21 protein-coding genes and 1 pseudogene are annotated in these 25600 nt (G+C 64.1%); 16 read left to right on the top strand and 6 right to left on the bottom strand.

From position 1 onward, the window contains the following. The first annotated feature begins 208 nt into the window (after positions 1 to 208). The 5 genes from AAFX91_RS20945 to AAFX91_RS20925 all read left to right on the top strand — a co-directional run bounded on the left by AAFX91_RS20945 (position 209) and on the right by AAFX91_RS20925 (position 4590). Positions 209 to 1615, top strand: a complete 1407-nt coding sequence (locus tag AAFX91_RS20945; protein ID WP_394567724.1) for a cytochrome ubiquinol oxidase subunit I — start codon at positions 209 to 211, stop codon at positions 1613 to 1615. Then, complete coding sequence (cydB, locus tag AAFX91_RS20940) at positions 1612 to 2613, top strand: cytochrome d ubiquinol oxidase subunit II (protein ID WP_394567723.1); 1002 nt, start codon at positions 1612 to 1614, stop codon at positions 2611 to 2613. Before AAFX91_RS20945 ends, cydB begins: the two co-directional genes overlap by 4 nt. Further along, on the top strand, positions 2613 to 2741 hold the full coding sequence (locus AAFX91_RS20935) for a DUF2474 domain-containing protein (RefSeq protein ID WP_130578330.1): 129 nt from the start codon (positions 2613 to 2615) through the stop codon (positions 2739 to 2741). The genes cydB and AAFX91_RS20935 overlap by 1 nt, the downstream gene beginning before the upstream one ends. 159 nt (positions 2742 to 2900) lie before the next feature. Beyond that, complete coding sequence (locus AAFX91_RS20930) at positions 2901 to 3494, top strand: L,D-transpeptidase (RefSeq protein ID WP_130578331.1); 594 nt, start codon at positions 2901 to 2903, stop codon at positions 3492 to 3494. A 58-nt stretch (positions 3495 to 3552) separates the two neighbouring features. Then, complete coding sequence (locus AAFX91_RS20925) at positions 3553 to 4590, top strand: amino acid ABC transporter substrate-binding protein (protein ID WP_394567722.1); 1038 nt, start codon at positions 3553 to 3555, stop codon at positions 4588 to 4590. Positions 4591 to 4696: 106 nt separating this feature from the next. On the opposite strand, the gene AAFX91_RS20920 is transcribed toward AAFX91_RS20925, so the two are convergent. After that, entirely contained in the window at positions 4697 to 5836 is a 1140-nt protein-coding gene (locus AAFX91_RS20920) for an acyl-CoA dehydrogenase family protein (RefSeq protein WP_130583428.1), read from the bottom strand. A 6-nt stretch (positions 5837 to 5842) separates the two neighbouring features. Next, complete coding sequence (locus AAFX91_RS20915; protein ID WP_394567721.1) at positions 5843 to 7027, bottom strand: acyl-CoA dehydrogenase family protein; 1185 nt, start codon at positions 7025 to 7027, stop codon at positions 5843 to 5845. A gap of 151 nt (positions 7028 to 7178) precedes the next feature. Between AAFX91_RS20915 and AAFX91_RS20910 the strand changes: the two genes are divergently transcribed. After that, positions 7179 to 7724 carry a carboxymuconolactone decarboxylase family protein gene (locus tag AAFX91_RS20910; protein ID WP_394567720.1) on the top strand — a complete coding sequence of 182 codons (546 nt, stop codon included), beginning with the start codon at positions 7179 to 7181 and terminating at the stop codon, positions 7722 to 7724. Between the two features lie 96 nt (positions 7725 to 7820). After that, on the top strand, positions 7821 to 8315 hold the full coding sequence (locus AAFX91_RS20905; RefSeq protein WP_394567719.1) for a VOC family protein: 495 nt from the start codon (positions 7821 to 7823) through the stop codon (positions 8313 to 8315). Positions 8316 to 8394: 79 nt separating this feature from the next. Here AAFX91_RS20905 and AAFX91_RS20900 read toward each other — a convergent pair whose 3' ends face one another. From AAFX91_RS20900 to AAFX91_RS20890, 3 genes are all read right to left on the bottom strand, one after another. Then, positions 8395 to 9618 carry an MFS transporter gene (locus AAFX91_RS20900; protein WP_394567717.1) on the bottom strand — a complete coding sequence of 408 codons (1224 nt, stop codon included), beginning with the start codon at positions 9616 to 9618 and terminating at the stop codon, positions 8395 to 8397. 189 nt (positions 9619 to 9807) lie between these two features. After that, positions 9808 to 11049, bottom strand: a complete 1242-nt coding sequence (locus tag AAFX91_RS20895; protein ID WP_394567716.1) for an MFS transporter — start codon at positions 11047 to 11049, stop codon at positions 9808 to 9810. A gap of 982 nt (positions 11050 to 12031) precedes the next feature. Then, entirely contained in the window at positions 12032 to 13654 is a 1623-nt protein-coding gene (locus AAFX91_RS20890) for a glycosyltransferase family 39 protein (protein WP_394567715.1), read from the bottom strand. Positions 13655 to 13926: 272 nt separating this feature from the next. Here AAFX91_RS20890 and lepA point away from each other — a divergent pair, with 272 nt between their 5' ends. Then, entirely contained in the window at positions 13927 to 15738 is a 1812-nt protein-coding gene (gene lepA / locus AAFX91_RS20885) for a translation elongation factor 4 (protein ID WP_394567714.1), read from the top strand. 197 nt (positions 15739 to 15935) lie between these two features. Further along, a complete protein-coding gene (locus AAFX91_RS20880) occupies positions 15936 to 17108 on the top strand; it encodes an acyl-CoA dehydrogenase family protein (protein WP_394567712.1) in 1173 nt (390 codons plus the stop codon). Between the two features lie 200 nt (positions 17109 to 17308). Here AAFX91_RS20880 and AAFX91_RS20875 read toward each other — a convergent pair whose 3' ends face one another. After that, positions 17309 to 19525 carry a putative bifunctional diguanylate cyclase/phosphodiesterase gene (locus AAFX91_RS20875; protein WP_394567711.1) on the bottom strand — a complete coding sequence of 739 codons (2217 nt, stop codon included), beginning with the start codon at positions 19523 to 19525 and terminating at the stop codon, positions 17309 to 17311. Positions 19526 to 19987: 462 nt separating this feature from the next. Between AAFX91_RS20875 and AAFX91_RS20870 the strand changes: the two genes are divergently transcribed. The 7 genes and pseudogenes from AAFX91_RS20870 (at position 19988) to modC (ending at position 25479) form a co-directional block, all read left to right on the top strand. Further along, the gene (locus tag AAFX91_RS20870; RefSeq protein ID WP_130583043.1) at positions 19988 to 20980 is read left to right on the top strand and encodes a tripartite tricarboxylate transporter substrate binding protein; all 993 of its coding nucleotides are present in this window, start codon (positions 19988 to 19990) and stop codon (positions 20978 to 20980) included. Positions 20981 to 21162: 182 nt separating this feature from the next. Beyond that, positions 21163 to 22110 (top strand): penicillin-insensitive murein endopeptidase, encoded by a 948-nt coding sequence (gene mepA / locus AAFX91_RS20865; protein WP_394567710.1) that lies wholly within the window; start codon positions 21163 to 21165, stop codon positions 22108 to 22110. A gap of 164 nt (positions 22111 to 22274) precedes the next feature. Continuing rightward, a pseudogene (locus tag AAFX91_RS20860) lies at positions 22275 to 22485 on the top strand (molybdopterin-binding protein). Between the two features lie 2 nt (positions 22486 to 22487). Then, the gene (locus AAFX91_RS20855) at positions 22488 to 22994 is read left to right on the top strand and encodes a hypothetical protein (RefSeq protein ID WP_394567709.1); all 507 of its coding nucleotides are present in this window, start codon (positions 22488 to 22490) and stop codon (positions 22992 to 22994) included. A 291-nt stretch (positions 22995 to 23285) separates the two neighbouring features. Further along, entirely contained in the window at positions 23286 to 24071 is a 786-nt protein-coding gene (gene modA, locus AAFX91_RS20850; RefSeq protein ID WP_130584043.1) for a molybdate ABC transporter substrate-binding protein, read from the top strand. Between the two features lie 38 nt (positions 24072 to 24109). Further along, positions 24110 to 24805 (top strand): molybdate ABC transporter permease subunit, encoded by a 696-nt coding sequence (gene modB, locus AAFX91_RS20845; protein ID WP_394567708.1) that lies wholly within the window; start codon positions 24110 to 24112, stop codon positions 24803 to 24805. A 2-nt stretch (positions 24806 to 24807) separates the two neighbouring features. Further along, a complete protein-coding gene (gene modC / locus AAFX91_RS20840) occupies positions 24808 to 25479 on the top strand; it encodes a molybdenum ABC transporter ATP-binding protein (RefSeq protein WP_394567707.1) in 672 nt (223 codons plus the stop codon). The last annotated feature ends 121 nt before the right edge of the window (positions 25480 to 25600 follow it).

The following is a 25600-nucleotide window of genomic DNA, read 5'->3' as shown; positions in this document are numbered from 1 at the left end:
CGCGCGAAACTACTTCGCCGTCGTCGCCATTGCCGCCACTCTGCTCTGGATAAGGTAACTGTCCACACGGCCTAAAGTACTATCGTCAAACCCGGCGTGCCAAGGTCCGCGCCGGGGTCGCTCGCTCTGCCTTGGTCATATTGACATGTTTTCACTACGATCGGACGCGTGATAACCTCATGTCGTAATTTACGATGGATAGCGCGTCATGTTCGAAGGCTGGGATGCGGTTGCGCTCGCCCGGGCGCAGTTTGCTTTCACGATGTCGTTTCACATCATATTCCCGGCCTTCTCGATCGGGCTCGCCAGCTACCTTGCGGTGCTCGAAGCGCTCTGGCTCTGGACCGGGCGCGAGGTCTTCATCAACCTGTTTCACTACTGGCTGAAGATCTTCGCGGTCGCATTCGGCATGGGCGTGGTGTCGGGCATCGTGATGTCCTACCAGTTCGGCACCAACTGGTCGGCCTTCTCCGACAAGACCGGGCCCGTCATCGGACCGCTGATGGCCTATGAGGTCCTGACCGCGTTTTTCCTCGAAGCAGGCTTCCTCGGCGTGATGCTGTTCGGGTTGAACCGCGTCGGTCCCCGGCTGCACTTTCTCGCAACCTTGATGGTCGCGATCGGCACGCTGATCTCGGCATTCTGGATCCTCTCGTCCAATTCCTGGATGCAGACGCCGACCGGCTACGCCGTCAATGCGAGCGGCCAGTTCGTGGCCGCCGACTGGCTCAAGGTGGTCTTCAACCCGTCTTTTCCATATCGCCTCGTGCACATGGTGCTCGCGGCGTATCTGACCACCGCGGTCGTGGTCGGCGCGGTTGGCGCCTACCATCTGCTGCGTGACCAGCATCTCGCCGGCCCGCGCGTGATGTTCTCGATGGCGATGTGGATGGCGACTTTCGTGGCGCCAATCCAGATTCTGGCCGGGGACCAGCACGGGCTGAACACGCTGGAGCATCAGCCCGTGAAGATCATGGCGATGGAAGGCCACTACCAGAGCCACAAGGACGGCGCGCCGCTTATTCTGTTCGGATGGCCCAACCAGACGGCCGGCCGGGTCGACTTCGCCGTCGAGATCCCCAAGCTCGGATCGGTGATCCTGAAGCATTCGCCGACCGCGCCGATGGCCGGCCTCGATACCGTGCCGCGCGAAAACTGGCCGCCGGTACCGATCACCTTCTGGTCGTTCCGCATCATGGTCGGGCTCGGCTTTCTGATGATGGGGCTCGGCCTGTTGAGCGCATGGATGCGCTGGCGCGGTCAGCTCTATTCCTCGCGCTTCCTGCACAGCTTCGCAATGCTGATGGGGCCGGCGGGCTTCATCGCGGTGCTGGCGGGCTGGATCACCACCGAGACCGGGCGGCAGCCATTCACGGTCTACGGCCTGCTGCGGACGGCCGATTCGGCTTCCCCGCTCGCTGCGCCTGCGGTCGGCTCTTCGCTGCTCGCTTTCGTCATCGTCTACTTCGCGGTGTTCACGGCGGGCGTGATCTATCTGCTCCGGCTGATGGCGGCGCCGCCACACCCGGGCGAAGCGGGGCCGCCGCGCGACGTACCCGCCCGCGCTGCCGGCATAACGCCGGCCGCTGCCGCGGCAGCGGAGAGCGCGTCATGATCGATCTTGCCATCGTCTGGGCCTTCATCATCGCCTTCGCGGTGTTCGTCTATATCGTCATGGACGGCTTCGATCTCGGCCTTGGCATCCTGTTTCCGCTGTTTCCAAGGAAGGCGGATCGCGACGTCATCATGAACAGCGTCGCGCCGGTCTGGGACGGCAACGAGACCTGGCTGGTGCTCGGCGGCGGCGGCCTGATGGCGGCGTTTCCGCTTGCCTATGCCGTGCTGATGCCGGCGCTCTATACGCCCGTTATCGCGATGCTGGTCGGCTTGATCTTCCGCGGGGTTGCGTTCGAATTCCGCTGGCGCACGCAACGCGAACGCAACCGCTGGGACGTCGCCTTTTTCGGCGGATCGCTGGTGGCGGCGCTGGCGCAGGGCGTTGCGCTCGGCGCCATTCTGCAGGGTGTGCATGTCGAGGGCCGGCAATATGCCGGCGGCTGGTGGGACTGGCTGACGCCGTTCAGCGTGCTGACCGGAATATCGGTGTTGGTGGGTTACGCGCTGTTGGGCGCGACCTGGCTGGTGATGAAGACCGAAGGCGCGCTGCGCGACAAGGCCTATCAATTGAGTTGGGTATTGCTGTTCGCGATGCTCGGCGCGATCGTTGCCGTCAGCCTCGCAACCCCATTCCTCAGCGTGCAATATACCCAGCGCTGGTTCACCTGGCCGAACATCATCCTGACCGCGCCGGTGCCGCTCGCGGTGGCGGCCATCACCGCTCTGCTGCTGCGCAGTCTTGCGAACAAATATGACTACCAGCCGTTCTTCCTGACGCTGGCGTTATTCTTGCTGTCCTATGTCGGCCTCGGCATCAGCATGTATCCCTATATCGTGCCGCAGAGCATCACGATCTGGGAGGCGGCCTCGCCCCCCAACAGCCAGATCTTCATGCTGGTCGGCGTGGCGATCCTGATTCCGCTGATCCTCGCCTACACGGGTTGGGCGTATTGGGTATTTCGCGGCAAGGTGCGGCCTGGGGGCGGGTATCACTGATGCCACGCGAGGAGAATCCACGCCCGCTCGCGAAGCGCCTGATCTGGTTCGCCGCGCTTTGGCTCGGCGGCGTCGGCACCGTGGCGTTGATTTCGTTCGGCCTGCGGCTTTGGATCGCACCGAAATAAGACGGCTCGGCTACAGCACCATGACGGAAATCGCAGGTATTCCAGCCAGCTACCTCCTTTGCCCCAAACTTGCCATCAAGCTGCCACTGAGATTTGATGCTTCCTGATTTGGGTGGAGCATCAATGCATTTGGCCCCGCGCCAACGAGGAGAGCTTTGTATGACGAAACTTCGTCACCTGATCTGGATGGTCATTGCCGCAGGCGGCCTGATGCTTTCGGCCTCGCAAAGCCAGGCCCAGGCGCCCGACGTCGGCGATCAGCCAGGCCTGGTCCCCGACGATAACGTCGAGCTCGATCCGGAATGGCGCAAGCAGGTGGTCTACTACCGCACCAACGAAGCGCCGGGAACCATCATCATTTCGACCAAGGAGCGCCATCTCTACCTGGTCCAGGGTAACGGCCGCGCCATCCGTTACGGTATCGGCGTCGGCCGCGAAGGCTTCCAGTGGCAGGGTCTCCTGAACATCACCCGCAAGGCGGAATGGCCGGACTGGACGCCGCCGCCGGAAATGATCGCACGCCAACCCTACCTGCCGCGCTTCATGGCCGGCGGCCCCGGCAACCCGCTCGGCGCCCGCGCGATGTATCTCGGCACCACCGTCTACCGCATCCACGGCACCAACCAGCCCAATACCATCGGCACTGCCATCTCCTCCGGCTGCTTCCGGCTGGTCAATGCTGATGTCGCCGACCTCTACGATCGCGTCCCCGTCGGCACCAAGGTGATCGTCCGGCAGAAGCCCGAACTGTAACCGTCTCTGCCTCCCTTCCTGACGCCCTATTTCCCTCATCATCTGGTGAAAATAAATGATGCGCACATTTCGAGGCGGCCTGCTGATCGGGCTCGCGGTCGCGGCCCTGGTTGCGGCCGCCGCCATCATCTATGAGCGATACGACACCAAGGCTTTGAAGCGCACCGTTCGCCGCGGCGAGGTGCTGTGTGGTGTCAACAAGGGCCTGCCGGGCTTCTCGATCCCCGACGAGAAGGGCAACTGGACCGGCTTCGATGTCGATTTCTGCCGCGCGGTGGCGGCCGCGATCTTCGACGATCCGTCCAAGGCGAAATTCATCCCGCTCGATGCCAGCGAGCGCTTCAAGGAGTTGCAGAGCCGGAAGGTGGACATCCTCTCGCGCAACTCGACATGGAGCATGTCGCGCGAGACCAATTACGACCTCTATTTCCCGGCCGTCGCCTATTATGACGGCGAAGGTTTCATGCTGCCGCGCTCGCGCAACATCGATTCCGCACTGGATTTGAACGGCAGCAAGGTCTGCGTGCAGGCGGAGACCACGACGCAGCTCAACCTCGCCGACTATTTCCGTATCAACAATATGAAATATACGGAGATGAAGTTCGGAAAGCTCGAGGATGTCGTCAAGGCCTATGACAGCGGACAGTGCGACACCCTTACCGCCGATGCTTCCCAGCTCTATGCGCTCAGGCTCAACCTCTCCAAGCCCAACGACCACATCATCCTGCCCGACATCATCTCGAAGGAGCCGCTCGCGCCCGTGGTACGGCTGCGCGACGACGACTGGATGATGATCGTGAAATGGACGCTTTATGCGATGATCAACGCCGAGGAGCTCGGCATCACCTCGAAGAACATCGACGAGGCGATGAAATCGAAAAAGCCCGAGGTGATGCGGCTGGTCGGCACCGAAGGCTCCTATGGCGAGGACCTCGGCCTGACCAAGGACTGGGCCGCCCGCATCATCCGCCACGTCGGCAATTACGGCGAGATCTACGACCGCAATGTCGGCAGCGAGTCGAAGCTGAAGATCCCGCGCGGCCTCAACCAGCTCTGGAGCGCCGGCGGCATCCAATACGCCCCGCCGATCCGGTAGGGGCCACATACGCCGTCATTGCGAGGAGCGCAGCGACGAAGCAATCCACGCCTCCGCAAGCGGTGAGATGGATTGCTTCGCTTCGCTCGCAATGACGGGATAGAGTTCAATACCCCTTTGCCCTGGCCAGTTGATCGGCGTGGAAATTGCTGTCGCCGAACAACTCCTGGCAGACGCGGGCGCGCTTCATGAAGAAGCCGATGTCGAACTGGTCGGTCATGCCCATGCCGCCATGCATCTGCACGCCTTCCTGCACGGCCAGCGTCGCCGTCGTGCCGGCGCGCGCCTTGGCAACGGCGACGGCGCTGCCCGCATTGGCCAAATCAGCATCGAGCGCCTGCAGCGCCTTCAGGACCGCAGCGCGGGTGATCTCGATATCGATATAGAGCTGGGCAGCCCGGTGCTGCAGCGCCTGGAATTCGCCGATCGGCTTGCCGAACTGCTTCCGCTCCTTGAGGTAAGCGACGGTGCGGCCGAACACCTCTTCGCTCAAACCCACCATTTCCGACGCGACCGCGCCGCGGCCGACATTGAGCACGCTTTCGAGCAGCGGATAGCCCTGGTCGACCTCCCCCAGCACGCTGTCGGCATTGACCTCGACACTGTCGAACACGATGCGCGCCGCGTTGTGGGAGTCCACCATGATGGTGCGCTCTCTCGCAATCCCTTTGGCCTTCGGATCGACCAGGAACAGAGTCACCCCGTTCTTCTCCCCGGCGCTACCGGCCGTGCGCGCCGCAACGATCAGGAGACCGGCGGTATGGCCATCGACGACAAGCGCCTTGTCGCCATTCAGCTTGAAGCCGTTGCCACTGCGTATCGCCTGCATCCTGGTCTGCAGCGGCCGATGCTTGGCGCCTTCATCGACCGCGAGCGCAGCGAGCAGCGAGCCGTCGGCAATCCTGGGCAGATGCTGCGATTTCTGCGCCTCGCTGCCGCCGCGCGACAGCGCCGAGGCTGCAAGCACAGACGTGGCAAGGAACGGCGACGGCATCAGCGTGCGCCCTATCTCCTCCATCACGATCCCGGCCTCGACCGCGCCGAGCCCGCTGCCGCCGAATTGTTCTGATACCAAGAGGCCGGAGAAACCCATCTCGGCAAAGGTGTTCCAGAGCTCGCGCGAGAAGCCGGTTTCGTCCTTGCTGTCGCGCAACTGGCGCAGATGCGAGACCGGCGCCTTGTCACTGATGAGGCCGCGCGCGCTGTCGCGCAGCATGGATTGTTCTTCATTGAGGATGAGGGCCATGGTGTATCAAGCTCCGGGCAGATCGAGGATGCGCTTGGCGACGATGCCGAGCATCACCTCCGAGGTGCCGCCCTCGATCGAATTGGCCTTGGTGCGCAGCCAGGCGCGCGGCCGGGCGCCGCCGCGGGAGCGCTCGCTCTCCCACTCCAGCGCGTCGATGCCGCCGGCCGACATCAGGATCTCGTAGCGGCGCTTGTTGAGCTCGGTGCCGTAATATTTCATCGCCGAGGAAAATGCCGGATGCGCCTGCCCCGCTTTCGCCAAATCAACGGCGCGCTCGGCGGCCGCGGCGAGCGCCGCTTCATCGACTTCGAAGCTCGCGATCTGGCTGCGCAGCACCGCGTCATCCAGCCGCCCCTGCGTATCGGCGCCGATCGAGTCCGCCGCGATCTGTCCGAGCGGACGGCCGACGCCGCGCTCGCCCATGCCCGAGATCATCGCGCGCTCGTGCTGCAGCAGATATTTCGCCACGTCCCAGCCGCGGTTGATGGCGCCGACAACGTGCGACTTCGGCACGCGCACATTGTCGAAGAACGTCTCGCAGAACGGCGAATAGCCGGAGATCAACAGGATCGGCTTTGTCGACACACCTTTCGAGGTCATGTCGAACAGGATGAAGCTGATGCCGTCATGCTTCTTCGCGGCTGGATCGGTGCGCACCAGGCAGAAAATCCAATCCGCATAGTTGGCATAGGACGTCCAGATCTTCTGACCGTTGATGATGAAATCATCGCCGTCGCCCTCGGCCCGCGTCTGCAGCGAAGCGAGGTCGGACCCGGCATTCGGCTCGGAATAGCCCTGGCACCAGCGGATCAAGCCGGCCGTGATCTTCGGCAGATGGTCCTTCTTCTGCGCCTCCGTGCCGTATTTGAGCAGCGCCGGCCCAAGCATGGAGATGCCGAACGAGGTCAGCGGCTGCCGCGCGCCGATCGCCGCCATCTCCTGGCGCAGGATCTTCGCCTCCTCGCCATCGAGCCCGCCGCCGCCATATTCCTTCGGCCAATGCGGCACCGTCCAGCCCTTGTCGCGCATCCGCTCGAACCAGACCCGCTGCGGCTCGGAGGAGAACTTTGCGTTCCGACCGCCCCAGAACGTGTCGTCGTTCGAGGTCATGGGCTTGCGCATCTCCGGCGGGCAGTTCTGCTCCAGCCAGGCGCGGGTTTCGCTGCGGAATTTTTCAAGATCGGCCATGGCGCGTTTCCATCTGACGAATTGTTGAAACGACCTTAGCCGCCGGACCGTGGAATTCAATATCTCCCTGCGCCCGCCGCCGGTGGCCCAGAGGCTGGAACGGGTGTATTCGCTTGCTGGCGTAATGATTGAAAAACAAGAGGAAACGGACATGAGGCTGAAGCTGCTTTCGCCTGGCGAAATGAACGAGGCGCAAAAACAGACCTATGACGAGGCGGTCGCCGGCAAGCGCGGCTCCGCGCCGGCGCCGATGATGGCCTGGCTCAACAGCCCGGAAATGGCCCGCCACGCTACGCGGCTCGGCGAGATGCTCCGTTTCAACACGATCTTCCCGCCAAAGCTTTCGGAGATCGCGATCCTCGTCACCGCGCGCCACTTCACCGCGCATTACGAATGGTTCGCGCACAAGCGCCTCGCGCTGAAGGGCGGCCTCGATCCGAAAATCATCGACGACATCCGCGACCGCCGCACGCCCGAATTCGACGACCCCAAGGCCAGGATGATCTACGACGTGGCGAAATCGCTGCACGAAGGCCATGGGCTGTCGCAGCCGCTCTATGATGAGGCGGTCGCGCGGCTCGGCGAGCGCGGCGTGGTCGAGATCATCGGGCTCTGCGGCTACTACACGATGGTGTCGATGACGCTGAACACGTTTGAATTCGGCTTGCCGGATGGCGAGGTGTCGGAACTGGCGTGAGCCAGGGACGCTGCCGGAAACACAGGGTTTCAGGATAGGCCGGTACCGCGCGGTTCGGTTCATCGCTAGATACTGTTTTTCAACCGGAGCAGCAGCATGGCGCAAAATCCTCCCATCATCGCCGGCACGCGGATCGGGCATGTGCACCTGAAGGTCGCCGATCTCGATCGCGCGCTCAGCTTCTATTGCGGCGTGCTTGGCTTCGAGGTGCAGCAGCGCATGGGGTCCGGTGCCGCGTTCATCTCGGCGGGCGGCTACCATCACCATATCGGGCTGAACACCTGGGAGAGCAAGGGCGGCAATCCGCCGCCGCCCGGCACCACCGGCCTGTACCACACCGCGATTCTCTATCCGACCCGACCAGCTCTCGCGGACGCGCTCCACCGCGTGCTCAGCGCTGGTATCGCACTCGACGGCGCCAGCGACCATGGCGTCAGCGAGGCGCTCTACCTGCGCGACCCCGACGAGAACGGCGTCGAGCTCTATTGGGACCGGCCCGAGGCGCAATGGCCGCGCACGCCGGACGGTGCGCTTGCGATGTTCACCAAGCGGCTCGATCTCGAGGATTTGCTGCGGCAGCGGGAAGTCTGAGCCTCGTAGCCCGGATGGAGCGAAGCGCAATCCGGGGACGCCTCGGAAGATTCCCGGATTTCGCTTCGCTCCATCCGGGCTACGCAATGCCGCGCCCGCGGATCATGACCAACACGGCCGCGATCAACTGGAGCGCGATGCAGCCGTAGAACGGCAGCGTGTAACTCCCCGATATATCGCGCAGCAAGCCGACCACGCCCGGACCGAAGGCATAGGTGATCTGGTTGATGGCGGTGACCAGGCTCACCAGAATCCCGAACGAGCGCGGATCGAATTCGCGCTGCACGATCAGGGCCGGCAGCGTGATCAGGTTGCCGACCGAGAAGCCGAAGGCGGCGCAGGCCGCAACCAGCACCCAATCGCTGCGCAGGTTGATGATGATGAGCAGCGCCACGGCCTGGCTGACGAAGGACAGCGCCGACGCCAATCGCTGATTGAGCCGGTCGATCACGAAGGAGAACGTCACGCGACCGACCACCGCCATCGCGGTCAGAAGCGCCATCGCCACCGCCGCGCGCTCGCGGCCGATCACCTGATCCAGGAACGAGATCAGGTGGACGATGAAGCCGACCTGGGCAAACAGCACCAGGGCAAACGCGATCGAGACCGAGAGGAAGCCGAGATCGCGAAGCGCACGGGCGCGGATCTGCGTCGGCGACGGCCCTCCTGCCGCCGACAGCGCCACCGCCTCGATATGCGCCGGCGGCCGGCCGACGAACAGCACAATCACCGGCACCATCACCGCGACCGTCGCGATGGCCGCCACGGTCATCGCGCCGGAGAAGCCGAAATATCCGATGCCGGCGATAAGCAGGGGCACGCCGGCGATGCCGCCAAAGCTCGCGCCATTCAGCGCCAGGCTGATCGCCATGCCGCGCTTCTTGTCGAACCACAGACCGAGCGTGTTGGTGATCATGCCGAGGCTGGTGCCGGCCCAGCCGAAGGCGAGCACGGCATCGGCAAGATAAAGCTGCCAGGGCTCGCGCACCTGCCCGATCGCGACCGCCGCCGCAGCCATCGCGATCGTGCCCGCGATCAAGCAGCTCCGCGGACCGAACGCCTTGATCGCCTCGCTGACGAAGACGACGAGCCCCGCGCCTGCGAGATAGAAGAACGTGGTGCCGGAGGAGATCAGCGATGCCGGCCAGCCGTGCAGGCGCTGCAGCTCGGCGACATAGACGCTCTGACCGTAAAAACCGAGGCCCCAGCCGAACGTCGCGAGCAGGAAGCAGACCAGCACGATGCGCCAACCGTCGTAGCGGAGCGCGGTCTCGTCGGTGCTGGTGTGAGTTGATGCGTCCACGGTTCTTGCTTGTCGTTTGTCTGTTGGTCTAGCCGTCATGCCCGGGCTTGACCCGGGCATCCACGTTCTTTTCGGCCGCCAAGGACGTGGATGGCCGGGACGAGCCCGGCCATGACGAACACCATTAGCAGGGCTTGCTAGATCATCATTTCGATCACCACCGAACTGTCAGCAGTTGTCAGCAAGTCCTCAAATAGTTGGTTCCGGAAACTCATCGGCGGTGCGCAGTTTCGCGCGCCGCTTCGCAAGCGATACGATCCATAGCACGGCGAGCCCCAGCACCACCGGCGGGAACACGACGAGATTCACCGCCGACCAGCCGTAATTGGCGAGCAATTGGCCTGATGAGAACGAGCCGATCGCCATCGTCCCGAACACCAGGAAATCGTTGAACGCCTGCACCTTGTTGCGCTCCTGCGGCCGGTGCGTTTCCAGCACCAATGCGGAGGCGCCGACGAAGCCGAAATTCCAGCCGACGCCGAGCACGATCAGCGTCGCCCAGAAATGCAGCGTGGTCAGGCCGGAGAGCCCGATCGTCGCCGCAAGCGCCTCCAGGAGCAGGCCGAGCGCGACGATGCGCGGTGCGCCGAAGCGGGCGATCAGCGAGCCCGTGAAGAAGCTCGGGCCATACATCGCGATGATGTGCCACTGAATCGCGAAATTGGAATCGCTGAGCGAGAGGCCGCACATCTTCATCGCGAGCGGCGCGGACGTCATCACCAGGTTCATCATGGGATAGGCGATGATGCCGCACAGCGCGGCGGCGATGAACCGCGGCTGCCGCGCGATCTCGAGCAGCGGCCGGCCGCCATGCAGATCGACCGCCGCGGGCTTTGGCGCATCAACGCCGGCCAGCACCGCCATCGCGACCAGGGCGACGAACGCCTGCACCACGAAGCTGAAGGCGAAGAGATAAGGCGGCCAGATGTCCATGGTCCATTGCACGAGCTGCGGACCGAGCACGCCGGCGAATACGCCGCCCGCCATCACCCAGGACACCGCCTTGGGCCGGAACGCGGCACTGGCGCCGTCGGCGGCGGCGAAACGATAGGATTGCGCCACCGCGCCATAGAGCCCGCCGAGAAAGGTCGCAAGGCAGAACAGCCAGAATGCGCCGCGCAGGATGGCGAAGGCGCCGAGCACGCCGGTCAACACGCCGCAGCCGGTGCCGATGATGAACGCCGTGCGCCGGCCATAGGCGCGCGAGATCGCCCCCGTCGGCAGCGTGCCGGCGGCAAGCCCCAGCACATACATCGACAGCGGCACGGTCGCGAGCGAGACGCTGGGCGCCAGCGTCGCGCCGACGATCGAGCCGGTCGCGAAGATGACGGCCGAATTGGCGCCGGTCAGCGCCTGCGCTGCGGCCAGCCGCAGCACATTGGCGCGCGCCCGCGCGCCGTCGGCGATCTCATCGCTGGTTGTGGCACTCATCGACGTTCCCATCCCAAGGCGCCCGGCAGGGAACCTCGCTGTTGCAGGCGCACTATGGAGAGCGGATGCGGCCCGATCAACCAGCGCAAACGGACGGTCGTTATGCGGGTTGCGCTGTGTGTCCCGCGTCACGGCCACGCCTCGCAATGACGGTGAGGTCTGATTCACATGTCAAACAGCTCTCCGCTGTCATCGTCCGCGAAGGCGGACGATCCAGTATTCCAGAGGCGGTAGTGCTTGAGCCGAGAGGCCGCCGGATACTGGATGCCCCGCCTGCGCGGGGCATGACGGTGGAGTGTGGTGAGAGGATGTGAGTTCGCATTCTCGCGGCGCGTTACGCCCGAGCTTTGCGTCACTTTCCGCCCTCCTCGAAATCAGAGGGCGCAGGGAAAGCCGGGTGCTGGTTGCACCCATGGGTCCCGTGCAACAAAAAGCACGGGGGTAGGACCACAGGTTCAACCGAAGCAGTCCGGCTTTCCCTGCGCGATGGTGTTACGGCTTACTTCGTGCTCTCCCCGGTGACCGGGCTCTTTTGCCACCGTCACACTGCTCAACGAACAGAACTTAGCGCCAGCGTCGGGGCGCCAGGACCACACGACTTCGCCGTCCGTGATACGTGTGCTCGTCAGTCACACGCTTCACGTCCACCGCATCTCACCGCAACGTTCGTGACGATCGCGACCCGCCCCTCATTCGCGTGAGACGCGCGGAGTTAAATCACTGATTTGCCCGACGGCGAAAGCGGAATGTTTTTTTGGCGAGGGCTGGACGGGGCAAATCACCATGGAATCGCTGGCGAATTTCTCCGCTGTCATTCCGGGGCATCGCAAAGCGATGAGCCCGGAATCCATTTCGCCGCCTGCACAAGTGGAGGAATGGATTCCGGGCTCGCGACTTCGTCGCGCCCCGGAATGACGGAGAGTGAGTGGTCCGTGGCCCATCCCTCGAGACGCCGCTGGCGCGGCTCCTCGGGATGAGGTCGTCACTTTGGGACGTCCGGCGCTGGCGGCGCGATGTAGACTTTCCAGCTTACGGCGGGGCCGGGATGGCCGTGGACGAAGCGGCGCGTGGTCATGATCAGGCGCTCGGCGTGCGGCGCGTTCTTGGCGATCCAGCTCTCGAACGCCGGCAAGCGTCCGTCATTGGGATCGAACACGCCGATGAAGCCGAGGCGCTTGGCTTCCGCTTCGCTGGTGAGACCCGCGCCCCAGACCTCGCCCGGCGTGAACGGCGCCGGATGATCGGGGCTGTAGAACACCAGCGGCATGATCACCTCCGTGGTGCCGGCCACCGCCGCCCAGCGTGAGGCGAATTTGCGGTGCCAGGCTTCGGCGAGTTCGCGCGCAAGCTCGGCACGCGCGCCGTATTTCGCGACGCTGTTCGGATCGGCCGCGAGCTCGCGCTTGGCGATGGTCGGCGACGCAAACAGCATGGCGATGGTGATCACCAACCAGATCGCGCTGATCCGAAACAGCGCCATCTTGGGAATCCGCAGCCAGGGGATCGCGACCAGCGCCAGCGGCGTCAGGAAGAACAGCGAGATGCCCCAGTCGGTCTTGATGTAGATCTCGAAGAACAGCGCGCCGAGCGGCGGCCCGATGGCGACGATGATCTGGATGATCCAGACGTTGAGCGCCTGCGAGAGGTTGACGCCGGGATTCGGCCCAAGCGACCAGTTGCGCGTGAACAAGGTCGACGGCCGCCGCACAAGCGCGCCCCAGCCGAGCGCCAGCGCCGCCAGCACGATGCAGGCGGCGAGCAATCCGATATTGTGGACGATATAGCCGTTCACGAGGTACAGACTGACCGCGCGATTGTCGATGCTATAGACATCTCCGGCATAGGTCAGCGGGGCGAAATGGGCCTCGCTCAGCCAGACGATATGCGGAATCATCGCCACGATCAGCGTTGCGATCGCAACCCACGGCGCCGGCGAGGCCAGGAAGCGCAACCGCTCGGGATGGATCAGCGCCGCCAGCCCGATGGCGCCGATCATGGTCAGCACCCAATATTTGGTCATCAGCGCCAGCGCGCCGGCAAGGCCGAGCCAGATGCCCGAAATCGCGGTGCGCTTCTCGAACGCATAGAGATAGGCCAGCACGACCGGCGGCAGGGTCGCAAGCTGCAGCAGGTCCGCGTTGTACTTGTAGCCCTTGAAGTTGAAGATCGGATAGAGCGCGAGCATCACCACGACGAAGAAGGCGCGGCGGCGGTCGACGACACGGAGCGCGATCAGCCAGCAGACGACGAGGCTCACGGCGATGACCGCCATCGCCAGCGCATAGGTCGCCCAATCGGTCACCGGGAAGATGCGGAACCAGAGGCCGGCGACCCAGCCGGACAGCGGCGGATGCTTGCCATAGCCGAGCTGGAATTTCTGGCCCCAGGCAAAGGCCTCCGCGACGTCCATATGGATGTCCTGCGCGGACTTCAGATTGACGAGGATCAGCGTCCACAGCACGGCATGAGCGAGCGCAAAGCCGGTGACGAACCATAATCCGGTGACGGGATCGGTTGCGCGCGCCACCAGCCACGCCGCCAGGCGCGAGATCGAGAATTTCCGTTTTGCGCGCGCCGCCGCGGGCAGGATTGATGCAGTCGCCATGGCCCCTGCCTAGCCTGTTTTACGGGCGAATGAAATCAGCTTGGCGTGAGGGAACGATGCCGCGCTCCCTTTCCCGCTTGCGGAAGAGACGAGCAAAGCTCGCTCCGGGAGGGCTGGGGTGGGGGTGTCGCGATTCACGCCTTCCTTGCAGGTGAGAGAGCCCCCACCCGGCGCTGGCGCGCCGACCTCCCCCGCAAGCGGGAGAGGTGAAACCGCCTCAAAATTCCGCAATGTGGTTGCCGCTTCGGGGTGCGAATGCTATCTCGCGCCCCATGACGACCGTCCCTATTCCGAACATCCGCAACTTCTCCATTGTCGCCCATATCGACCATGGCAAATCGACGCTGGCCGACCGCCTGATCCAGATGACCGGCGGCCTGTCGGACCGCGAGATGGCGGGCAAGGAACAGGTGCTCGATTCCATGGACATCGAGCGAGAGCGCGGCATCACCATCAAGGCGCAGACGGTGCGGCTGAAATACCGCGCCAAGAACGGCAAGGATTACATCTTCAACCTGATGGACACGCCCGGCCATGTCGACTTCGCCTACGAGGTCTCGCGGTCGCTGGCGGCCTGCGAAGGTTCCCTGCTCGTGGTCGACGCCAGCCAGGGCGTCGAGGCGCAGACGCTCGCCAATGTCTACCAGGCGCTCGACAACAACCACGAGATCGTGCCGGTCCTGAACAAGGTCGACCTGCCCGCGGCCGAGCCCGAGAAGGTCAAGCAGCAGATCGAGGACGTGATCGGCATCGACGCCTCCGACGCCGTGATGATCTCGGCCAAGACCGGCCTCGGCGTGCCCGATGTCCTGGAGGCAATCGTCACCCGCCTGCCGCCGCCGAAGGGCGACAAGGATGCCACGTTGAAGGCGCTCTTGGTCGATAGCTGGTATGACGTCTATCTCGGCGTGGTCGTCCTGATCCGCGTCGTCGACGGCGTGATGAAGAAGGGTGGCCGCATCCGCATGATGGGCACCGGCGCAGCCTACGACGTCGAGCGCGTCGGCTTCTTCACGCCGAAGATGCAGCAGGTGGACGAACTCGGCCCCGGCGAGATCGGCTTCATCACCGCCGCGATCAAGGAAGTCGCAGACACGCGCGTCGGGGACACCATCACCGACGACCGCCACCCGGTGAAGGAGATGCTGCCGGGCTTCAAGCCGGCGGTCCCGGTGGTGTTCTGCGGCCTGTTCCCGGTTGACGCTGACGATTTCGAAACCCTGCGCGCGGCGATGGGCAAGCTCAGGCTCAACGACGCCAGCTTCTCGTTCGAGATGGAGACCTCGGCCGCACTGGGCTTCGGCTTCCGCTGCGGCTTCCTCGGGCTGTTGCACCTGGAGATCATCCAGGAGCGGCTGTCGCGCGAGTTCGATCTCAACCTGATCGCGACCGCGCCGAGCGTCATCTACAAGATGAAGCTCACCGACGGCAGCGAGATCGAGATCCACAACCCCGTCGACATGCCCGACGTGGTCAAGATCGCCGAGATCGACGAGCCCTGGATCGAGGCCACCATCCTCACCCCGGACGAATATCTCGGCAGCGTGCTGAAACTCTGCCAGGACCGGCGCGGCGCGCAGAAGGAGCTGACTTATGTCGGCAGCCGCGCGATGGTGAAATACGATTTGCCGCTCAACGAAGTGGTGTTCGATTTCTACGACCGGCTGAAATCGGTCTCCAAGGGTTATGCCTCGTTCGACTATCATCTGACCGACTACAAGGCGGCCGATCTCGTCAAGATGCAGATCCTGGTCAATGGCGAGCCGGTCGATGCGCTGTCGATGCTGGTGCACCGCACCCGCGCGGAGGGCCGCGGCCGCGCCATGGTCGAGAAGATGAAGGAACTGATCCCGCCGCACATGTTCCAGATCCCGATCCAGGCGGCGATCGGCGGCAAGGTGATCGCCCGCGAAACCGTCCGCGCGCTGCGCAAGGACGTCACCGCCAAGTGCTACGGCGGCGACATCACGCGTAAGAGAAAACTTCTGGAGAAGCAGAAGGAAGGCAAGAAGAAGATGCGGCAGTTCGGCAAGGTCGACATCCCGCAGGAAGCTTTCATTGCCGCGCTGAAGGTGGATAGCTGAGGCTTGTTGTCATTCCGGGGCTCGCGTCAGCGAGAACCCGGAATCCATTTCTCCACCGGTTATGTCGCCTGATGGATTCCGGGTTCGCTACGCGCGCCCCGGAATGACAGCGTTGGAGATTAGCCACCTTGCCCTCTCCCATCGGATAGGCCACCATCGTGTTCCCGCTCAACAAAACAAGAACAGCGAGGAAACGCATGAGCAAGGTGGAAGGATTCGATCTCGCCGATAAGGCGCGCGCGCTGGCGCCGTTGATCACACGAGATGCCGACGAGATCGAGCGGACGCGGCGGCTGACGGGTGCGGTGACATCGGCGCTCGTCGACAACGGGCTGTACCGGGCGCTGCTGCCGAAACGCTTCGGCGGCAGCGAGGCGACGCTGGAAGCGTTCATGCAGATGCAGGAGGAGGTCGCCAAGGCCGATGCCTCCACCGCCTGGTGCCTCGGACAATGCAGCGTCTGCGCGATGACCGCGGCCTATCTCGAGCCCGATGCGGCGAACGAGATCTTCAACGTCGCGCCGGGCATTCTGGCCTGGGGCGCGATCGCGCATGAGGTGAAGGCGGTGCCGGGCGGCTATATCGCCAATGCGCGCTGGGAGTTTGCCTCGGGCTCGCGGCAGGCGAGCTGGCTGGGGGCGCATGTGCGCGTGGTCGAGCAGGACGACTTGCCCCGCAAGAAAGCTGACGGCTCGATGGAAATCCGCACCATCCTGTTTCCGGCGGCCAGCGCCACGATGCACGACGTCTGGGACGTGATCGGGCTGAAGGGCACCGGCACCGATTCCTATTCGGTGGGGGATCTGTTCATCCCGGAGAAATTCGCCGCGCTGCGCGACGATCCTTCGGCCTTGCGCGAAGATGGCCCGCTGTACAAGCTTTCCACCAACATGGTGTTCGGCATGGGCTTTGCGGCGACCGCGCTCGGCGTCGCGCGCGCCACGCTCGATGCGGCGATCGAGCTTTCGCGCGGCAAGACGCCCCAAGGGTTGAAAGCGATGCGCGAGAACAATGCGGTGCAGGGATTGATCGGACGCACGGAGGCGAGCCTGCGCGCCGCGCGCGCCTATCTCTATGCGACTGCTGCCGAGGTCTGGCGCGATCTCGAGCGTGGCAATCCGCTCACCGAAGGCCAGCGCGTGGCACTGCGCGTCGCCTCGACCTGGACCATCCACCAATCGGCAGCCGTGGTCGATACCGCCTATCACATGGCCGGCGCCACGGCCGTGTTCGCCGCCAACAAGTTCGAGCGCCGCTTCCGCGACATGCACGCGATCGCGCAGCAGATCCAGGCCCGCGACACACATTACGAGGACGCCGGCCGCGCGATCCTCGCAGGCGATCTCAGGGGGCCGCCGACCACACGGTGAACAACCCGTCATTGCGAGCGGAGCGAAGCAATCCATGCCTCCGCGTATGCGGGCAGATGGATTGCTTCGTCGCTATCGCTCCTCGCAATGACGGCTGAAAGCTGCGTAGGGGTGGGCAAAGGCGCAACGCGCCGTGCCCACCATCAGCACTCCGCTCGTGATGGTGGGCACGCTGCGCTTTGCCCACCCTACGAATCGGCTCACGCCACCAGCGCGGCTTCGTCGTCCGTTCCGCCGCGCTGCGCCTGCAGCAGGCTGACGATGTCGGCATTGGGCCTGGCGCGGCTGAACAGGAAGCCCTGGCCCTCGTGGCAACCTTCGGCGCGCAGGCAGCTCAGCTCGGCTTCGGTCTCGACGCCTTCGGCGGTGATGGTGACGCCGAGGCCCTTGCCGAGGCTGATGATCGAACGCGCGATCGCCTGCGCATCGCGATTGGAGCCGAGGTCGCGCACGAAGGACTGGTCGATCTTGATCTTGTCGAACGGGAAGCTGCGCAAATAGCTGAGGCTGGAATAGCCGGTGCCGAAGTCATCCATCGAGATGCGCACGCCGAGCGCGCGCAGCGCGTGCAGTGTGGCCAGCACCTGGCTGCTCTTTTCCAGCAGCAGCGTCTCGGTGATCTCAAGCTCGAGCCGCCGCGCCGGCAGGCCGGAATGCTTCAGCGCTTCCGTTACCTGCGACAACAAATTGCCGGTGCGGAACTGAAGCGGTGACAGGTTGACGGCGACGCGGACATCGTCAGGCCAATGCGCCGCGTCGTTGCAGGCGCGCCGCAGCATCAAGCCGCCGAGCGGATTGATCAGGCCGGTCTCTTCCGCAACGGGGATGAACTCGCCGGGCGAGATCATGCCGCGCTCGGGATGCGGCCAGCGCACCAGCGCCTCGAAGCCGGTGATGCGGCCGCTCGAGAGATCGACCAGCGGCTGGTAGAACGGCCGCAAGCCATCGTTCTGGATCGCATCGCGCAAATCCATCTCGATCTTGCGGCGGGTCTGGGCGCGCGCGTCCATCTCGGCCTCGAAGAAGGAGAAGGTGCCGCGGAATTCGCTCTTGGCGCGCGACAGCGCCATGTCGGCGCTCTTCAAGAGTTTCTCGGATTCATCGCCGTCGCCGGGCGACATCGCAATGCCGATGCTGGCGCCGATCACGATGGAATGGGCGTCGAGCAGATAGGGTTCGCCGATCGCTTCCAACAGCCGCTTCGCGAGCAGCACCGCGTCCTCCGGACGCGACACGCCGCTCTGGACGATCGCGAACTCATCGGAGTTGAGGCGGGCCAGCGCATCTTCCTCGCGCAAGGTTGAGCGCAGGCGCTTTGCGACGCCGCGCAACAGCTTGTCGCCAACGCCATGACCGAGCGTGTCGTTGACGGCCTTGAAATTGTCGAGGCCGAGCACCAGCACCGCGACCTTCTCGGCGCTGCGGCGGGTGTGCAGCAGCATGTCGTCCATCTGCTGGCGCAACAGATTGCGATTGGGTAGCGCCGTGAGCCCGTCATGCTGGGCCATGAAGGCAAGCCGCGCCTCGGCGCGCTTGCGCTCGGTCATGTCCATCAGCGCCAGCAGCACCGCGGGCTGGTCGCCATGCATCAATTCGCGCGAATAGATCGCAAGATCGATCAGCGTGCCGTCGGCCCGCACATGCTTCCAGGTCCGCGCCGCCTGCTCGTCGCCGTCGCGGCCGCCGATCCACGGCAGTTCGGTATCGAATGCCTGCAGGCTGCGAATGGTCAGTTTCTCGAATTCGGCGCGGCTGAAGCCATAATGCTCGGCTGCGGCATCGTTGACGGAAAGGATGCGCTCGCCGTCGAGCGAGCAGAGGATCATCGGCACCGGGTTGCCGTCGAACAGCAGGCGGAACGACGCTTCGCGCTGCTTCAATTCGGTGATGTCGACGCGCAGGCCGACGACGCCGCCATCCGACGTCAGCCGCTCCTCGATCAGGACGACGCGGCCGTCGGCAAGCTTCTGCTCATGCCGCTCGCCGGGCTGATAGAGCTTCTTCAGCCGCTCGGCGATCCACGCCTCTTCGCGGCCGATTGCCTCGGGGTAATCGCCGCGGGCGACGCCGACCCGGAGCGTGTCCTGCAGCCGCGCGCCGTGCTCGAACTGGTCGGAGCTGCGGCGATAGATCTCGGCATATTTCTTGTTCCAGAGGATGTAGCGGCCTTCGGCATCGAGGAACACGATGCCCTGCGGCAGGATGTCGATCGCCTCGCGCAGGCGTTCGTTGGAGCGGCGCGCATCCGCAATCGCCGCTTCAGTCTCGGCGCGCTTGCGCACGATCTCGCCGATCTCGGATGGAACGCGCCGCCGGCCGCCTGAAAGCTTCGGATCGGGTTTGACGGGACGGCCGGGAATTCTCGCCGCCACTTTGCGCTTCAGTTTCTTAGCCGCTCTTGGCCCCATCTTCGGCATCGACTTTCCGCCACACGCACTCCCGTCGAGCATGCTTCTCCGATAAGTGTCTGAAAAAATGGTATATTCCGCCGGTTCTCAGAATAGAACCGGACTCCGAGCTGCCTGTTTAGGAGGCGGACTTCCGCATCCCTGAATACCGGCGGGCGGCTCGGAGGGGCTGAAAAGCAAATCCAACCGGCAAATCAACCAAGCGCGCGGAGCCAATTTTCCCGCGATCCGGGTAGCGATGCTGCGGATGCACCAATGGCGCGTATTCCGCACGAAATTGCGTCATTGCGCGACAGGGTTAATGCCCGGTTAAGCCGCGAGCCTGCATCGAACCAATGATGAGGCGGCGCGACATCTGCTGCCGCCAAAAAGGCTTCGGCCGCCTGCCGGTTCGGGCTATCCTCCATCGCAGGGGACGCCAAGTTGCAGACGGCGGACGAGGCGCGAGCATCGCCTCGGGGAGGGGACCCGATGCGCCAGGGCACGCACAATCGATCTCTCACCATCAGCACTCTCTTGGCGGCGACGCTGGCGCTGCTGCTGACATCTGGTCCCGGCATTGCCGGAGACTATCCGGACCGCACCGTCAGGATCATCGTGCCATTCTCCGCCGGCGGCACGGCGGACGCGGTCCCGCGGCTGGTGGCGGATTGGCTGTCGCGCAAATGGGGCCAGCCGATCGTGATCGAGAACAAGACCGGGTCAGCCGGAAATGTCGGGGCCGAGGAGGTCTACAATGCCGCCCCCGACGGCTACACCCTGCTCTCCGCGCCGCCGCCGCCGCTCGTCATCAACCAGAATCTTTATCGGAAGCTCGGCTTTGATCCGGCGAAGTTCGAACCGATCATCGTGATGGCGCAGGTGCCGAACGCGATCTTCGTCCGCCCCAACGGCATCAAGGCATCCAGCGTGGCGGAGTTGATCGATCATCTGCGCGCAAACCCCGACGGGCTCACAGCCGCCACGCTCGGCAGCGGGACCACGTCGCATCTGAGCTCCGAACTGTTCGAGACGATGGCGAAGGTGAAGCTGCGCCAGATCCCCTATCGCAGCACCGTGCCGGCGCTGCAGGGCCTGCTCGCCGGCGACGTCGACCTGATGTTCGACAATCTCGGCGTCACGCTGCCGCTGGTGACGGCCGGCAAGCTCAAGCTGCTGGCGGTGGCCTCGCCGAAACGGTTGCCGTCCATGCCCAACGTGCCGACGATCGCCGAAACGCTGCCGGGCTTCGAAGCGGTCGCCTGGTACGCGATCGTGGCCCCGCCCGGGACGCCGAAGGCAATCGTCGAGAAGATCAATGCCGACATCAACGAAGTGCTGGCCCGGCCCGATATCCAGGCCAACTTCCGAAAGCTCTCCGCGGAAATCTATGGCGGCTCGGTGGAGCGGACGGCCAAATATCTGCGCAGCGAGGTCGACCGCTGGGGCACGGTGATCAAGTCGGCCAACATCGAGATGCAGTGAGGCTGGCGAATTTTTTCCACTTCTCCCGCAAGCGAGAGAGGGAGCACAGGGTTCATGGTGGCTGCTACTCCATTGAAGTTCATCACGTGCCTGTTCGTGCTGGAGATCAACCAATTGCGATGTCACAGCGGCTCGCGGAACGTCGAATCCATGTTACGCTGATTGCCCTTCGAGTGAATCCCATGACGTCCCGCCCGATATTGACCCTGCTGATTCTTGCAGCTCTATCGCTTGGTGCCGACGCCGCGTCGGCGCAGGACAGAGGCTCGGTCAATCCGAAGCCGCTGCCGCCGCTCGCCAATCCCAACGATCCCAAGCTCGGCGCCAAGGAATTGTTCGCGCGCAAGGTGCTGCCGACGGCGACGCCGACGCGGGTGATCGGCTCCTATTCCAAAGGCTGCCTCGCCGGCGCGGCGCAGATGCCGATCAACGGCGAGACTTGGCAGGTGATGCGGCTGTCGCGCAACCGCAACTGGGGCTATCCCGGTATGATCGCGCTGCTGAAGCGGCTGTCGGTCAGGGCGCACAAGGATGCCGGCTGGCCGGGCATCCTGGTCGGCGACATCGCGCAGCCGCGCGGCGGGCCCGCCTTGAGCGGCCATGCCAGTCACCAGATCGGTTTGGATGCCGACGTCTGGCTGACACCGATGCCCGACCGCAGGCTGTCGCGCGAGGACCGCGAGGACATGTCGGCGGTGATGATGGTGCGGCCGGATCGGCTCGATATCGATCCCAAGGTGTTCACCCCTGGCCATGTGCTGGTGCTGCGCGACGCCGCGCAGGAGCCGGGCGTGCAGCGAATCTTCGTCAACGCCGCGATCAAGAAGGCGCTCTGCCGCGAGGCCAAGGGCGACCGTAGCTGGCTCGCCAAGATCAGGCCGTGGTGGGGCCACGACTATCACTTCCACATCCGCATGCGCTGCCCGGCCGGCGCCACCGAATGCGAGGGCCAGCCGTCGCAGTCGGAGGATGAAGGCTGCAAGCCTTCCGACTTCACCTTCTGGTTCTCCAATGCGGTGCTGCATCCGAAACCGCCGCTGATACCGCCAAAGCCGAAGCCGCCGATGACGCTGGCGCAAATGCCGGCCGCCTGCAAAGCGGTGCTGAATGCACCGGACGCGAAACCGTGATCAGCGCAATGGTGTTTTCATTCGACCGCAAGGTGCGCTAAAGTAGAGGAGTCGCTCCGTAAGCGCGATAAAACCTCGGGTCAGGGCTGCTGATCCTGTTTCATCCCAATCTGTCGATGCAGGCCGTCGTCACACACGGGATGATCAACATTGAAGGATTGATGATGCGCATCAGTGCACGTAACCAGATCAAGGGTGCCGTCGTTGATCATGAAGAAGGGTGCGACCACCTCTCATGTCCGCGTCGACATCGGCGGCGGCCAGGTCGTGACATCCTCCATCACCAATGAAGCCGTCGATGATCTGGGCATCAAGGCTGGCGACAAGGTCATCGTTGTCATCAAAGCTTCAGATGTCATGATAGCAGTGGATTGATCATGCGCAGACTCCTCGTTGCCTCGTTGCTGTTGCTCGGCGCCGTTCCCGCTCTTGCAGCGGAAGAACCGAGTGGTTGTGACAAGTTCAAATGGCCGATCGATCGCGAGCGCGCCGCGCTGACCGCGCCGGATCGCGCCAAATTGACATCGGGCAACGAGTTTGCGGCATTGCCCGCAAGCGGATTCACGCTGACCCTGGTGGCGCCGGCAGATGCAAAACTGCCGACCCCGCCGGAACGGGCACCGAAGGACGGCACCTTTGCCGGCTTCACCAGCTTCAAGAATGCGCCCAAGGCCGGCCTTTACACGATCAGCCTGTCGTCCGGCGCCTGGCTGGACGTGGTGCAGGATGGTCACTTCCTCAAGCCCAAGGCATTCAGCGGCGCCACCGACTGCGACGGTATCCGCAAGACGGTAAAATTCGAGCTTTCTGCGAGCCCGTTCGTGCTGCAGATCAGCGGGGCCAAAGAGAATTCGATCTCGATCGCGATATTGCCGAGCGAATGACGGGCAACGGCATGATCCGGAAAAGTGGAGACCGGTTTTCCGAAAAGATCATGCCCAAACAAAGAGCTGGAGCTGGATGGCTTTTCCAGGAAAAGTTATCCAGCTCTAGACAAACGGTCGCCTTTACCCACGCGACCAGCCTGTTATGTTCCCACCGCGATATCCCCGGCGGCCGTAAGCCTCGGGGCTCCCCGGAACGGCGCTTCCGTCTGTCGCGGACCACACCGATTCAACCAACGCCCGAAGTGCGCGCGCGGTCCGCGCGCATGAGGACGTGATGGAGCGCCTGCCATGAACCGCCTTGCCGGAATTGTCGCCGCCTTTGTCCTTGTGCTGTCTTCAGCCGCCTTACCTGCGAGTGCGCAGGAAAAGACCTTGACCGTGTTCGCGGCCGCCTCGATGAAGAACGCGCTCGACGACATCGATGCCGCCTACACCGCCAAGACCGGCGTCAAGGTCAATGCGAGCTATGCCGCCAGCTCGGCATTGGCAAAGCAGATCGAGCAGGGCGCGCCGGCCGACGTGTTCGTCTCCGCCGACACCGACTGGATGGACTACGCGATCAAGCAGAAGAACATCAACGAGGCGACGCGGGTCAATCTGCTCGGCAACAGCATCGTGCTGATCGCGCCGAAGGACTCCAAGATCGACAACGTCAATATCGGCGCCGGCTTTGATCTCGCAAAACTCGCCGGCGACGGCAGGATCGCGACCGGCGACGTCAAGGCCGTGCCGGTCGGCAAATATGCCAAGGCGGCGCTGGAGAAGCTTGGCGCCTGGCAGGCAGCCGAGCCGAAATTCGCGATGGCCGAAAGCGTGCGCGCGGCACTGACGCTGGTTGCCCGCGGCGAGGCCGTGCTCGGCATCGTCTATTCGACCGACGCCAAGGTCGAGCCCGGCGTCAAGATCGTCGGCACCTTCCCCGCCGACAGCCATCCCGCGATCATCTATCCGGTCGCGGCGACGACGACGGCGAAGCCCGAGACCACCGAGTACCTCAACTTCCTGAAATCGTCGGCGGCAAAGACCATCCTCGAGAAGTACGGCTTCAAGTTCCTGATCACGCCGACGACCTGAGCATGATCCGGAAAAGTGGAAGCATGATCTGAACCCACGTGTTCGAGATTTCGCCGACCGAGTGGACGGCGATCCTGCTGTCGTTGCGGGTCGCCATCGTCGCAACGCTGGTCGCGACCCCCCTGGGGATCGCGCTGGCGTGGCTGCTGGCGCGCCGTGACTTCTGGGGCAAGTCGTTGCTCGACGCGCTCGTGCACCTGCCGCTGGTGCTGCCGCCCGTTGTCACCGGCTATCTCCTGCTGCTTGCGCTCGGCCGCCGCGGCTTTCTCGGGGCATGGCTTGCCGATCATCTCGGCATCGTCTTCGCCTTCCGCTGGACCGGTGCGGCGCTCGCCTGCGGCGTGATGGCCTTTCCATTGCTGGTGCGGCCGATCCGGCTTTCGATCGAGGCCGTCGACCGGCGACTGGAGCAGGCGGCGGGAACGCTGGGCGCGGCGCCCTGGCAGGTGTTCCTGACCGTGACCTTGCCGTTGGCGCTGCCGGGCGTGCTCGCCGGCATGGTGCTCGGCTTCGCCAAGGCGATCGGCGAGTTCGGCGCGACCATCACCTTCGTCTCCAACATCCCGGGCGAGACCCAGACCATCTCGTCAGCGATCTATTCGCTGATCCAGACGCCCGAGGGCGACCTTGCGGCGGCGCGGCTCGTCATCATCTCCATCGTAATCGCGATGAGCGCGCTTGTTGCATCGGAGTGGTTCGCACGGCGCGCGACGAAGCGGCTGCACGGAAACTGACCATGCTGCGCGTCGACGTCACCAAGCACCTTGGCGAATTCACGCTCTCTGCGTCCTTCACCAGCGAGGGCCGCGTCACCGGCCTGTTCGGCGCGTCGGGCGCCGGCAAGACCTCGCTGATCAACATGATCGCGGGACTGCTGAAGCCCGACCGCGGCATCATCTCGCTCGATGGCGAGACGCTTGACGACACCGAGGCGCGCGTGCATGTGCCGCCCTACCGGCGCCGCATCGGCTATGTGTTCCAGGACGCGCGGCTGTTCCCGCATCTCGACGTGCGGCAGAACCTCGATTACGGGCGGCGCATGAACCGCCTGCCGGATGATCCGGCGCAGCGCAGCCGCGTAACCGACCTGCTCGACATCGGCCATCTCATGGATCGCCGTCCTGGAAAACTTTCCGGCGGCGAACGCCAGCGCGTCGCGCTCGGACGCGCGCTGTTGTCGAAGCCGCGCCTGCTGCTGCTCGACGAGCCGCTGGGCTCACTGGACGAAGGGCGAAAAGTGGAGATCCTCCCTTATCTGATCCGGCTGCGCGACGAAGGCATACCCATGGTCTATGTCAGCCACGACGCCGCCGAACTGCGCCAGCTCGCGACCCAGATCGTGATGCTGCCCCGCGGAGAAGTGACCGCGTTCGGCGGCGTGAAGGTGCTGACGGGAAGCCCGAAGTGATTTCGGCCACCTTCCCTTCTCCCCTTGTGGGAGAAGGTGGCGCGGGTCCTGACCGGCTACATGGGTAACAGAATAGACCGGCGACATGGGTAACAGGTCAACTGGTCGGCAAGGAGGACCT

Source organism: Bradyrhizobium sp. 31Argb, assembly GCF_043638955.1.
Lineage (GTDB): Bacteria > Pseudomonadota > Alphaproteobacteria > Rhizobiales > Xanthobacteraceae > Bradyrhizobium.
This window is presented reverse-complemented; position numbering and strand designations above follow the sequence as displayed.

Excerpts from the sequence above, each read along its gene's own strand:
- AAFX91_RS20930 (WP_130578331.1), top strand. The coding sequence starts at position 2,901 with ATGACGAAACTTCGTCACCTGATCTGGATGGTCATTGCCGCAGGCGGC.
- AAFX91_RS20910 (WP_394567720.1), top strand. The coding sequence starts at position 7,179 with ATGAGGCTGAAGCTGCTTTCGCCTGGCGAAATGAACGAGGCGCAAAAA.
- AAFX91_RS20905 (WP_394567719.1), top strand. The coding sequence starts at position 7,821 with ATGGCGCAAAATCCTCCCATCATCGCCGGCACGCGGATCGGGCATGTG.
- AAFX91_RS20945 (WP_394567724.1), top strand. The coding sequence starts at position 209 with ATGTTCGAAGGCTGGGATGCGGTTGCGCTCGCCCGGGCGCAGTTTGCT.
- AAFX91_RS20925 (WP_394567722.1), top strand. The coding sequence starts at position 3,553 with ATGCGCACATTTCGAGGCGGCCTGCTGATCGGGCTCGCGGTCGCGGCC.
- cydB (WP_394567723.1), top strand. The coding sequence starts at position 1,612 with ATGATCGATCTTGCCATCGTCTGGGCCTTCATCATCGCCTTCGCGGTG.
- AAFX91_RS20895 (WP_394567716.1), bottom strand. The coding sequence starts at position 11,049 with ATGAGTGCCACAACCAGCGATGAGATCGCCGACGGCGCGCGGGCGCGC.
- AAFX91_RS20855 (WP_394567709.1), top strand. The coding sequence starts at position 22,488 with ATGCGCAGACTCCTCGTTGCCTCGTTGCTGTTGCTCGGCGCCGTTCCC.
- modC (WP_394567707.1), top strand. The coding sequence starts at position 24,808 with ATGCTGCGCGTCGACGTCACCAAGCACCTTGGCGAATTCACGCTCTCT.
- lepA (WP_394567714.1), top strand. The coding sequence starts at position 13,927 with ATGACGACCGTCCCTATTCCGAACATCCGCAACTTCTCCATTGTCGCC.
- AAFX91_RS20915 (WP_394567721.1), bottom strand. The coding sequence starts at position 7,027 with ATGGCCGATCTTGAAAAATTCCGCAGCGAAACCCGCGCCTGGCTGGAG.
- AAFX91_RS20890 (WP_394567715.1), bottom strand. The coding sequence starts at position 13,654 with ATGGCGACTGCATCAATCCTGCCCGCGGCGGCGCGCGCAAAACGGAAA.
- AAFX91_RS20875 (WP_394567711.1), bottom strand. The coding sequence starts at position 19,525 with ATGCCGAAGATGGGGCCAAGAGCGGCTAAGAAACTGAAGCGCAAAGTG.
- modA (WP_130584043.1), top strand. The coding sequence starts at position 23,286 with ATGAACCGCCTTGCCGGAATTGTCGCCGCCTTTGTCCTTGTGCTGTCT.
- AAFX91_RS20935 (WP_130578330.1), top strand. The coding sequence starts at position 2,613 with ATGCCACGCGAGGAGAATCCACGCCCGCTCGCGAAGCGCCTGATCTGG.
- AAFX91_RS20870 (WP_130583043.1), top strand. The coding sequence starts at position 19,988 with ATGCGCCAGGGCACGCACAATCGATCTCTCACCATCAGCACTCTCTTG.
- mepA (WP_394567710.1), top strand. The coding sequence starts at position 21,163 with ATGACGTCCCGCCCGATATTGACCCTGCTGATTCTTGCAGCTCTATCG.
- AAFX91_RS20880 (WP_394567712.1), top strand. The coding sequence starts at position 15,936 with ATGAGCAAGGTGGAAGGATTCGATCTCGCCGATAAGGCGCGCGCGCTG.
- AAFX91_RS20920 (WP_130583428.1), bottom strand. The coding sequence starts at position 5,836 with ATGGCCCTCATCCTCAATGAAGAACAATCCATGCTGCGCGACAGCGCG.